The sequence below is a fragment of the Niallia sp. M35 genome (assembly GCF_050971705.1).
Lineage (GTDB): Bacteria > Bacillota > Bacilli > Bacillales > Cytobacillaceae > Niallia > Niallia circulans_A.
Map to the genome: position 1 here is coordinate 14,221 of NZ_JBPCEP010000021.1, position 11,816 is coordinate 26,036.

Consider the following 11,816-nt stretch of genomic DNA (forward strand, 5'->3'; position numbering starts at 1 on the left):
ACTAATTCGGTTTGAAAGGAGAGTAGAATTATGAAACTTACTGGTTTAAAAGATTTATATAAAAGTATGAAACAACAAAATATTGATAGATACCAATTCGACTTTACATACTATAATGTAAAATTTGATGTACTTTACTTTATAGATGAAGTGCCTAATAAATTGGGATTCGGGATAAAGACACATAATTATTATTTTGAAACAGAAGTTAAAGCTGGATTTTATATAAGAGAATTTATAGAAGAGATAAGTACATTTTACAAAATTATGAAATTTAAAAGCAACAAGGAATCCCCATTTAAACCCAGTTATTTTTTTGAAGTATTTAATAAGCAAATACCTAATCAAGCTTTAAGAACGAATGTACCTCGTCCTAGTACTATTGCTACTTATAGAAAAGACGTGGATGAAGCAGACAAGATTTATTTTAAAGGCTGGATAAATCACAAAATAAAAAAAGTATCACCAGAAAATCTGGATAAAACTAAAAAGCTCCTCTCTTATAAGGCTTATGTTATGTGTAAAAATAAAAATATTAGTAGTAGTTGGAGTCCTAATCCTACGGATGAAAAACAATACGATTTATCAAAAAAAATGGAGTTCATGGAGGAAGATTAATGTTTAAGAGTGTAATAACTTCTCTACCAATTACTAAATTTAAAATTGATCATACCCGAATAGAGGAGAAAACAGAAGAAAATCTATTACAAAAAATTGCAAAAGATTATGAAAAGAAAACTGGAGTATCGATAACAAATGAGTATACCCTCCATCTAGTGCATATAAATGACATTCTACAGTGGGAGGCTACTAAAGAGCTAATTGGTGCTTTTTTTACTCAAACGTTAACTAATGGTTGTGGAGATCCACTAAGGTATTTGACCATGTTATTGGTGACTGGTAGAGCCCAAAAAAATATTGTTATAATTGAATGCGATGAAATAGAAAAGATTAGAAAAATTGAAGATCAGAGTTTAACACAAGCAATTGATGCAGAGACAATTTACTTATAAAAAATATAAAATGTGAAGATATTATGTAATGTATCTCACATAATATATTATAGAGTTTGATAAGTAATAAGATGGAGTGTTTAAAGGGGTATCAATACGCTAGTTTGCCCTACTTTTGTACTTTAATTAAGAATGATTTAAGGTGGTTCCTAAATTATGTTTTATAAAAATTTAAATTTATTTGGAATTCTTACATTTGAATCCAATAATTATAATAAAATACTTAAAGCAATAAAAGATTCCAAAGCTTATATTTCATTCGTAGAATCTAGTAAGGATAAAGGTACTCTGAATAAAAGGTATGAAAATTATGTTATGTTAAAACAGGCAGCTTATACTTTTAATGCACCTAAACGTAATAAGGATTCGAATACAACGAGTATCTATTCGTTGTTAACACCCCAGAGTATTTCAACTGAAATGATAGATAAATTTCTCAATGAACATGGAATGAACGATGACTTTGAGTATGAATATGGAATTGAACATTCTCAAGAGTCTGTGTATACAGCTACTCATAAAGTGATTCCGATTGAATATAGTACGTTTCATTTAGCTGTGGATCTTGATAATCATTATGAACAACTTAATCGACGGTATTTAAACGACACTTTTTTATTTAATAACTATCAAAGATTTTTTTTAATTCCCTTTTTAGGAAAATATGAAAACAAGTATGTTAAGCCGGTTGTAATTGTGAATGTATATGATGTCGGTATAATCACCATTCAACTTTCAATTGCTATTTCTAAAGGGAAAATTGAAATTACAAACAAAGAACCTAATTCCATTCAGTTAACAGATGTAGAGTTTTATCAGGAAAAAAATAATTTCTCGAAAAAGGATTATTGGAAAAGAAAGAAAGTTGATAGTGTTACAATTTATCAAATCATGGATTACTATTTCGATTTGCTGCAGTTAATTTGTAAGAAACAAGAACTAGTCCCTCAATCGCAAAAACAAATCGCATGGGTTTTAGGAGATTTTGAACCAAATAAAAGATCGTTGCATAAAGAATTTGTCGACAAAAATAAAGGTTTATATGTTTCCTATTTGACAAACGCACAAAAGGATATCATAGAGCGTATGCCAGATGAGTATTTAGATGAATACTTAAATAAAACAATAATTAATAAATATAACACTATGCATTTTTATTGTTCTGATGCTATTTCATTACTTAGTTTTTCTCACTCTGCTTTTCATAAGGAAGCAGTTGCAGCTTTAAAGGAAAATGAAAAAGAATTAAAAAAGGAAAAAGTATACGATCAAGCATTAAGTGAAAGCTATATTCAATATTCTATGTTTTATATGTCTGAGTTTCTAAGATTCTACGAATTAACATTTATTAAGAGGTTCTATGCTTTAAAATTATTAAATAGCTTATCTAGTAGTTCGTTTAATTCATTAAAAGAGTATAACTCTAATCGGAAAGAATTTAATGCTCTAAAAAGAAATTATGATGAACAACTTCTTTTTAAAACCTATGGAAGCCCAATGGAGTTGTACATTAATATACTAGAAAAGTCTGGGACGGATAAAATAGTAGATAAAGTTGAGAAACTTTTTACTAGTGCACGAGAAGATATTAGTAGTGCACGAGAATTTGCAATAAAACAATCGGAAACCTATATACTTATTATATCTTCAATTCTAACTGTCTTATTAGGTTACAGAGGAATTCAGTACTTAGTAGAGGGGTTATTGTTTAATTTGCCATTTAAGGTTGGGGAGATAATTGCTTTGCATCCCTTTAGATGGACAGTTTCTCTTTGGTTAATACTCTGTTTTAGTATGTTAATCTTAAATCTTATTAGATTTAAAGCGATTAAAAAATAATATTTCGTAATTATTGTATTATACGAATGTTTGTTCTATTCGGTTATATAAAATATATTTGTTATTTATGGAATATATTATTTAATAAATATTCCTAATTTCACCTTATAATATTAATTTGTCCTTTTATTTAAATAAAGAGCCCGTTAATGCAATAAGGAAATTTATTTTCTTCCTACCAATGTACTTGAAGTTAATTACCATTTGGATCATAAAAGTGGAAATATGAATGACCGTTATCTTCTTGTATAACCTCAACTTTACCTTATTACAACTTTTTGTTAGATAAAATGGCAGCATGGCTTTATTCATGCTGCCATTTATCGTATTAGTTACTTTATTATTCGATTTACAATTACTTCATAAGAGAATCGAGAACATCAAATTTCTGACCTGGGCGACTTAGATTTTTACAATAACACCCTGGTTTGGCAAATATGGACAGTAGATATTGCTATTCGGTTTTTTTGTTTAAATATAATTTTTAGTGTAAGTGTTGACCATAAATTATGTTAGAGTTTTATCAATAAATCATCTAGGTTACCATTATAGGATTGGTTTTCTATAGAATTAACTAGAAGAGTGGCATTTGTATGAACTGCATATAAGTATCTAAATATATCTCCTGCCATACATTCCATTGAAAGGGTATCATTTAGTAAATAAGCATCAATATATGGATTCCTTTTAAGCTCTTGTGCTTTGACTCTATGATTTCCATCGATAACAATTACAGTATTATGAGGATCATATGCAACGATAAATATTGGATTAACTTTTGTGAAATTGATGCAAGATTGTACTTTTAAAGGGTTTAATTGTGTTAGTCCATCAAGTAAATATTTTACTGGTACAGCCTCTGGTTTTAGCTTATTCCTTTTTATTATTTTGGTAGCTAATTCAATATCCCAATACAAACTAAAAAAATCTTCATCATCGAAATAAAATTCACGATGATAAAACTGTTTCATACCAAATCTTGAAAAATTGGGAACTGGCGCATTTTTCAATTTTTTATATAAATCCTCCATTAAATTCAAATGCCTAATCTCAATAGAGTCACTATATTCTATAAAAAAGTCACTGAAAAAATTATCAAGCCTATGAAAATTAATCTGTTTAAATTTATTTAATAATTCTAAATCTGTTAGTAGTTCCTGATTCATAATTAACCCTCAAATCTATTACCAATATTTTATGTATTTCTTTCTCTTTCAATATAAATTTATACTTATTTAAATTTAATAAATCTTCTTATATTTATATCATATTTTTGTTCTAGAAGTTTAGTAACAATTGGAAAAAACAAGAGCAAGGTTAATTATTAGCTTTAATCAATCTGTGGCCATTTTTAATTTTGGGGAAGGGGAATATCCTATATCTCTTCTGAAAACCTGATTACCTCAAAAAAAGGAGTCGCAGATAATCAGCTTCTTTTATGTATTAGAATTATTTGTATATAGAAGTTAATCGAAGGATAATATTATCTTAACTTCCTAATGACGCCGTTATTAGTGAAACTTGTTGAAGAATACCTGTAGCAAGAAGATTTCCTGTCATAAAGACTAAAATTAAAATAATATAGAGAATATAAGGACTCATTCATATTAGATAAATATAAGTACGAGCCTTATATTCAACAATCGCCCCCCCTTTTATCTATTATTAGCAAGGGTTTCACTTATTACAGGGTTGCTTGCTGCCCCTTTTCTTCCATAAGCTAGTTTGGCCCTATTGCAGTTGAGGGAATTGAAGGGCTATCCTTTTTATAAAGTGAAGATCTCTGCTCTTCTATTTTACAATATACAACATCTTTTATTTTTTATTACCTCTTTTAACAAGCCTCTCATTATCTATCTTTAAGCATAATTACTTCCATATAACATTATAATTAACTACCTTTTATCATGTTATTAATGTACTTTTTTCTCTTAGTTGAATTACTTCAAAACCTAAAGTTACAAGCTTCATCCTATTTTCATCACTGATAGCTTCCATTTTAATTATTAACCTGTTTTGAGCTCTACTCAACGCAACATAGTAAACCCTATGTGATTCTTTATTCATATCCGGTTTAATAAGAAAATCAATTTCTTTGCCATCACCCTTTGAAGGTAGACTTACACAAACTGTCTCATATTCTTCACCTTTAGATTGATGAATAGTTTTAAAATTGATCAATCCATTTTCTATAATCTTTATTTGCGAGACTAGCTGTATATAAGTTAATTTATCATATAAAGCCTTTACTTTACCTCTAGTAATTTTCCCTGTTACGTCATAATGACCAACTATATAATTATTGTGAAGATCGGTAATACTTTCATTTTGGATAACTTCATAATCATTTATAAGTCTCCTTAAGTTTTCTAAAGCTTCCTTTTCAGTAAACCCAATTGTCTTCCGATAGGCCTGTTTCATATATTTTAATGCATTCTTTATATCAAGATTTTTAGCTAGTTCTAAAGCTTGAACTAAATAATATATTCTCCAACTTCTATCTCCATCTGAATCATCTACCAAAATATTCACATTGGGTTGATTGGTATTTTTATACGATAAAAACATAACCTGCCCTAAATTATCTTTTAAATAAGAGTCTGCTTCTGAACTATCTCCAACTAGAATCATCGGTGCTGGACCATCTAAGTTAGTAGGGGAATATTGCTTAAAATCCACTGATTCTCTCATATGGTTTAATACATTAATAATTTGATTTGTAGATCGTCGATTTCCAGACAAAATATAAACTTTCATTTCATTTAAAGAAAATTCTCTGAATAAATCCACATTAGCTCCTTGAAAGGAATATATAGATTGACATATATCACCAATAATCCCAATACAAGTTTCCTTTTCACCAATCATTTTTAAAATTTCTGTTTGGATTGGACTAGTATCTTGAAATTCATCAATCAAAATATAAGGAAATCTAGCTCTTATAATTTCTATGACTTCTGGTTTTTCTTTAAGAATACGATAGGTGAAATAAAGGACATCGTCGTGGCTTATTTTACCCTCCGTCCAATATAATTGTTTATAAAGCATATACGATTGTTTCTTAATTGAATAGCTTCCAATTCGTCCATCATTAAATTTTATAAACTTAAGTACTGGTTCCCCAGCTTCTAAAATCCATTTTAGTTTCCCTAATGCTTCTACTAAAGATTTATCATCAGCAAAATGTAACTGCTGACTCCTTGTTTTAAAATCTCTTAACTGACTTTTTCTTAGCTTAATTTCCTCGTGCCCATCCATTTTTTCTAAAGGAATTAAAGGATCATTTAAAACCCAAATATATGGCTTTACAATAAATTTATAACAAAAACTATGAATTGTGGAAACTTCTGTAGAATTTGTACAACCTTGCAATCTTTGAATTAGAGTATTCACCGCTGTATTGGTATAAGTGATACAAGCAATTTGTCTGGATTTCTTTAGTTTATGTGACTTTTTGAGAATATTTCTAATATGATTTGTCAAAAAAGTAGTTTTCCCTGCACCTGGACCTGCATAGAGTTTAAAATTCTGGTCAATAGGAATTTCACTTAAGCTATTTTCCAATTCAATTGCTACTGAGATATCCATTTTATCGCCTCTCTTATATAATCTGGGGGACTAATTAAGTTTTCCTCATCATTACTAATTAAGTAAGCCATTTCTTGTGCTGCTTCCCCTTTTTTAACAGATAAAAGAAATCTACTTGCAAGTAATGCAATTCTATTTTCCTTAGAATCTTTCAAAACTCCATTTTCTACCGATTCTAATAGTTCCGTTTTAAATTTTGATTTTCTAATCCTACTTATCATTTCTTCTAAAGCTTCTTCTCGGTCAACCATTTTAAATAATTCTTTCAACTCATTACTATTAGAGATTGAACTTGTTACTAAGATATCATTGGTATAATTTGTTCTGATCATTTCATATTCAAAAGTAGAGCTCAAACCAATTGGTTGTGTATATACTCTTATGTTAGATGAATAGCTTTCTCTGTTACTGATAAGGTGATTCGATGTTTCTTTGTAATCATATAATTCATTATTTATACTAAAAAAAATAGGATGACATTTTTCCCAATTGCTTGAATCATCTTCTGTAGTGTCATAATTAGCATTTGCTTCTGCTGATGTTCCTTCAATTATTTTCTTTCTCACCGGGTCTAAATCCGTAATACAAGCAATTTTTTTATTAATTGCATAAGGAGATTTAATAGTATTAAATAATTTTAAGAAATGATCAAAATATCTGCCACCAATATTTAAAACTGTTGTATGGCTATCTTCCAAAGATAACCCTAGTTTACTAGCAAACTCTGGTATAACTAGTTGTTCTGCAATTCCCTCAACTAGTATAATATTTTTTGCGAAAAATAGATCCGCCTTAGTTACATCCAAAAATCTTTTTACATAATCTCTAGACTTCTGATCTTCTTCAGAATAGGTATTACCTTCTTTAGTTTCAAAAACTTTATATGGGTAAGCCGGCCTTATAACTTCTATAGGTTTTTCGTTTCCAATGTTAACTTTTAATTTTTGCATAATTATTATATCTTCTAAGTCAACAGCGGCTGTTATATTAGGAGAATGAGAAGTAATAAATATCTGTCTTACTTCAGATTCTTTATTTCTTTTTAGAAATTGTAAAAACTTGTATTGCATACTAGGGTGTAAATGAGCCTCTGGCTCTTCAATTGCTAAAATTGAAAATACTTTAGAATTAGATCCTAGATACTCTCCAGAAGAGTCCTTTTGCATTTTGGAAAGCAATAAAGAGATAAAGATTAAATTGTTATATCCTAAACCATTGCTTGTTGCGGGTAACTTAACACCCGTTTCCTTTTCTACAATTAATCTTAAAGCCGAATATAATTCATTATCGAGAATTTCACCTTCAAAAACGGGTTTCGAATTGTCTATACCTGCACCCGTATTTTTTACATACTTCAGAATTTGTTCTTCACCTTGAGTCATTCTATCTTTTAATGACTTTATTAATTTCTTTGATTCTTGAGCAAAACTATCTTTTTTTTGTTGAATTTTATCAAGCTTTTCTTGGATTTCTAAATTTACATCATTTTTAATTTCATAGTCCATATAAAAATCTATTACTTCTTTTAATAACATATTGTTACCTTTAAATAAATCCCTTTCAACATCCCTTATTGCACTAAGAAATTGAAAGTCGAATCTAGATAGTTCTGAGAAATTAACCTGATTTTTTAAATCTGCATTTCCCACATATGTTTTGCTAACATATTTCTTTAAAAAATGTTGCTCGATTACTTTCCAGTAAACATTTATATCAGTACTAGATATTTCATTCATTAATTTTCTGTATGTATCTACATCATTATCAGGTAAGAAAAAATTGAATGTTATAGTAGCTTCATATGGAGTACCTATACTTGTCAGCCAGTTAGAAACTGCAACCAATTCATCCGAGTACGATTCTTCATTATCTGATTCCATTAATTTCGCGGATATAGAGATATTGGGAGGATTAGATTTTAATTTATCTAATGCTAAATTGTGATTAAAATCATTAATATTTAGTTTTCTAGAGGATTTACTGTCAAACAAGATTTCTAAAGCTTTAATTATTGTAGTCTTCCCTGCGTTATTTTGACCAATTATCACGTTAATCCCTTCTTTAAATTCAATAACAGTTGGTTCACTAGTAAATCCTCTAAAATTAGTAACTTTTAATTCTGATATAAACATTAAAGTACTCCTTAATAGTTAAATTTTGTAATTCTATTTAATTATTTATATATTAACATATATTAATTTACAATATTCGAACATTTCCTTTATTCTTATTCCTCTATACGGCAACTAATCTACCATTTTGACATATGAATAAATACTTATCTCTGTTAAATACACAGTTTCAGGCAGTAATAAGCGTTAATCCTTCTTAATTTGAATTATGATATAATAAAGAAAACGTCTAATCCCTTATATACCAAGGTTTTAGACGTTTACCATTAGAAATTATTTAAGAGTTATTATACATTATGTAAAGAAATGTTTTTATTTAGGGGTGATAGAATTGGCTATAACAAAACAACATGAATATTATGAAAAGCGATTAGGGGAACTTCTAAAGGAAATGCCAGACTTTATAAATGAATATGTAGAAGCCAAAATGGATAATCGCTCCCCTCTTACCCTATTCAATTATGTTAGAGATTATAAGGAGTTTTTATCATGGTTAATGGCTGATGAAAGGGTCAAATGGTCTAGTTTAAAAACATTTCCAGTAAGCTTGTTAGGATCTCTTCCCCTATCAGATGCACAAGATTACTTTAAATATGTCAGTCGAAAAAAGTACGAGAAAGCAAATGAATCTCATAAAATAAGTTCAAAAACGGTTAATAGGCATAAGTCCTCCCTTCGTTCGCTTTTCAATTATTTAACGATTGAAGCAGAAGTTTTAGGAACACAAGGTGAACCATACTTTCATCGAAATGTAATGAAAAAAATTCCTATCAAGAAAGTTTCGGAAACTTTTAATGAAAGAGCACGAAAGATTTCGGAGAAAATCTTTATAGGAAATGAAGATCTCAATTTTTTGGAGTATATAAAAAATGAATATGAAAACACTCTTTCCCCTTCAGAATTAAAGTTCTTTAATCGTGACAAGGAACGAAATTTTGCTATCATTTCATTATTTTTGGGTAGCGGAATTAGAGTAAATGAACTGATAGAATTACGCCTTAAAGATATCGATAGTAAAAATAACGAAATAAGTATTATTAGAAAAGGCGGTAAGAAAGATACTATTCCAGTTACTCCTTCTTCGATGTTAGATGTATTAGATTATCTATCTATAAGAAATGAAAGGTATAACGCAGGAAATGAGGAAAGTCAGTATTTATTTGTTAAACAATATAAGGGAGATACACTCCCTCTTACTGCACGTGCTGTTGAGAATATAGTTTATAAGTATACCAAATCATTTGATAAACGAATGGCCCCCCATAAATTAAGACATACTTACGCTACTAATTTAGCAGAACAAACAGGAGGAGACATTCCGCTTATTATGAACCAATTGGGTCATACACAATCTGACATTTCCTTGCTTTATATCAATACATCTAGAGAAAAAGCTAAGCTTGCTGCAGAACGTCTTGATCAAAGGAGAAATAAATAACAAAGGGAGCATTAAAGTGATAACTTAATGCTCCCTTTGTTTAGAAATAATAAAGATGATTAAAAATAAAATAGCTGTTTAAAAAGTACAATAAAGTCACTTCGTGAACGTAACATCCATAAGTAATTTTTTTCGTTGTTACTTTGACTTACTTAACGATAAACTGGTTGCTCTGTTCTACTAATAATTTCAGAATCTTTTAACCCATGTATTTTACGAGAATACTCAGTCCCACACTTCGGACATTCGCCTACCATTCTAGGAGAGAAATCCTCTGAATATGAAAAGTCAATCACATTATCACAACTTTTATTAAAGCACTTGATTTTCATATGAATAATTGTATGATCTAAGGTTGGTTCAAAAAACATTAAATCACCCTTTTTGTTTAATTATTTGTTATTTATTATAAATAACGCACTTCTACTGAAGGATTGAGATCCTGAATTACTATACCTAAATCTTTTTTTATTTTATCTGAAGCCTTAACTATTAATGAAATGTGGTTAATATCTTTGTTTGGGTTATTTTTATCTCCATTCAAATCTGCTTTTTCTGTTGCACTCTCAATATTAATTTTAGTTGCTATTTTTGTTTCTCCTATTGTAAAAATTATTTCTGCATTTTTAGTTTTTTTTGAAAACACAATCTGACTTCCTTTCTTCTATTAGTGGGTGCAAAGTTTGTAATTCCCTGAATATGATCTTTCAAAAGCCAAGTTTTTTAAACTTTATATTTTATAATTAAGCTCTTTCTTTTTCCTTTCTCCTTTATAAAATTTTAAAAGAAAATCAACTACTATTCCGTAAGTTTGATGAAGTAAAGATAGCCAAACTTTAGGATGAATATATCCTAATAATCCACCAATAATTAATTTTTTTAAGTAGAATTTTGTATTATATGAATTATACTTTGTATAAATGATTCCTGGAACCTCTAAGTCGTTTATTATTATTACGTTATTGTTACTTGGTCGAACTAGCATTCTCTCCTTCTCAAGATCGGAAACTCTAATAATAACTTTATACTTTCTAGGTGAATTTTCATGCATATGTGAAAAGTAATAAGAATTGAAATTTGGCTCCATATTTTGTTCCTCTTGATGAAACCATATGTAGTTTTTTCTTTTATTTTTAAATTTCATTACATAATTTGTCTTGGCACTACTTTTAGCTTTCAATCTAATTTTACCTGTTTGTAAAAAATACTGATAGTCTTCATCAGATATGGAATTAGTGTAATGTATTAAGTGCCTATCTTTGATTTCCTCATATTCATTTGAAGTAATAGGATAAACATAAAAATTATTTGTTCTTCTTAGATAAAATTCATAAGAAATAAATAAAAGTATAAATAGTGACAATGTTAACCATTTTCCTATAAGTAGGTAAGTAACAAATATTAAAAAAATAAATAGGAGAAGATAAATAGACATGGATAATACAGCTATTGGTAGTTGTACTAATCCCCTAACTGTTCCTAGTTTCTTATTAAATAACTTCATATATTGTCCCCTCTTTCTAATTTTGAATGTTACTCCGCTTCCTTCTTTTCCACACCAAACCAAACTTCCATTGCGTCCTTTGAAAGTATCCACTCTTTTTTGGTATCAAATTTACTTTGGTGGTATTTTAACAAGCCGAGTTCAATCATTTTTTCTGTTTTTTGCCATTTTTTTTTATTTGAAGGTTTTAAATAGTTTCTTATAGTATCGGCAGGAACACCCCACCTTTCAGCTGCTTCTGAAACCGTCATAAAATTATCAATTGTTTTCTTCATAAAAAAATCCTTTCTATGCTGTTTCTA

10 protein-coding genes are annotated in these 11,816 nt (G+C 28.9%); 4 read left to right on the forward strand and 6 right to left on the reverse strand.

The features are described 5' to 3' along the window. The first annotated feature begins 30 nt into the window (after positions 1-30). The 3 genes from NiCM35_RS23340 (at position 31) to NiCM35_RS23350 (ending at position 2,852) form a co-directional block, all read left to right on the forward strand. A complete protein-coding gene (locus NiCM35_RS23340) occupies positions 31-618 on the forward strand; it encodes a DUF6037 family protein (RefSeq protein ID WP_152112345.1) in 588 nt (195 codons plus the stop codon). After that, the gene (locus NiCM35_RS23345) at positions 618-1,013 is read left to right on the forward strand and encodes a hypothetical protein (protein ID WP_152112346.1); all 396 of its coding nucleotides are present in this window, start codon (positions 618-620) and stop codon (positions 1,011-1,013) included. Before NiCM35_RS23340 ends, NiCM35_RS23345 begins: the two co-directional genes overlap by 1 nt. Before the next feature lie 156 nt (positions 1,014-1,169). Beyond that, the gene (locus tag NiCM35_RS23350; protein ID WP_152112347.1) at positions 1,170-2,852 is read left to right on the forward strand and encodes a hypothetical protein; all 1,683 of its coding nucleotides are present in this window, start codon (positions 1,170-1,172) and stop codon (positions 2,850-2,852) included. A gap of 512 nt (positions 2,853-3,364) precedes the next feature. Here NiCM35_RS23350 and NiCM35_RS23355 read toward each other — a convergent pair. The 3 genes from NiCM35_RS23355 to NiCM35_RS23365 all read right to left on the reverse strand — a co-directional run bounded on the left by NiCM35_RS23355 (position 3,365) and on the right by NiCM35_RS23365 (position 8,572). Further along, positions 3,365-4,018: a hypothetical protein gene (locus NiCM35_RS23355; protein ID WP_152112348.1), complete on the reverse strand. Its 654-nt coding sequence runs from the start codon at positions 4,016-4,018 to the stop codon at positions 3,365-3,367. Between the two features lie 739 nt (positions 4,019-4,757). Beyond that, a complete protein-coding gene (locus NiCM35_RS23360) occupies positions 4,758-6,440 on the reverse strand; it encodes an ATP-dependent helicase (RefSeq protein ID WP_152112349.1) in 1,683 nt (560 codons plus the stop codon). Then, positions 6,425-8,572 carry an ATP-dependent nuclease gene (locus tag NiCM35_RS23365; protein ID WP_152112350.1) on the reverse strand — a complete coding sequence of 716 codons (2,148 nt, stop codon included), beginning with the start codon at positions 8,570-8,572 and terminating at the stop codon, positions 6,425-6,427. Before NiCM35_RS23365 ends, NiCM35_RS23360 begins: the two co-directional genes overlap by 16 nt. Positions 8,573-8,894: 322 nt before the next feature. On the opposite strand from NiCM35_RS23365, the gene xerS reads away from it, so the two are divergent. Beyond that, positions 8,895-10,010, forward strand: a complete 1,116-nt coding sequence (xerS, locus tag NiCM35_RS23370; protein WP_226793376.1) for a tyrosine recombinase XerS — start codon at positions 8,895-8,897, stop codon at positions 10,008-10,010. Positions 10,011-10,416: 406 nt separating this feature from the next. Here xerS and NiCM35_RS23375 read toward each other — a convergent pair whose 3' ends face one another. The 3 genes from NiCM35_RS23375 to NiCM35_RS23385 all read right to left on the reverse strand — a co-directional run bounded on the left by NiCM35_RS23375 (position 10,417) and on the right by NiCM35_RS23385 (position 11,789). Beyond that, on the reverse strand, positions 10,417-10,656 hold the full coding sequence (locus NiCM35_RS23375; protein ID WP_144545499.1) for a hypothetical protein: 240 nt from the start codon (positions 10,654-10,656) through the stop codon (positions 10,417-10,419). Between the two features lie 84 nt (positions 10,657-10,740). Continuing rightward, positions 10,741-11,514: a hypothetical protein gene (locus NiCM35_RS23380; protein WP_152112352.1), complete on the reverse strand. Its 774-nt coding sequence runs from the start codon at positions 11,512-11,514 to the stop codon at positions 10,741-10,743. Between the two features lie 29 nt (positions 11,515-11,543). Then, positions 11,544-11,789: a helix-turn-helix domain-containing protein gene (locus NiCM35_RS23385; RefSeq protein WP_152112353.1), complete on the reverse strand. Its 246-nt coding sequence runs from the start codon at positions 11,787-11,789 to the stop codon at positions 11,544-11,546. Positions 11,790-11,816: the final 27 nt, after the last annotated feature.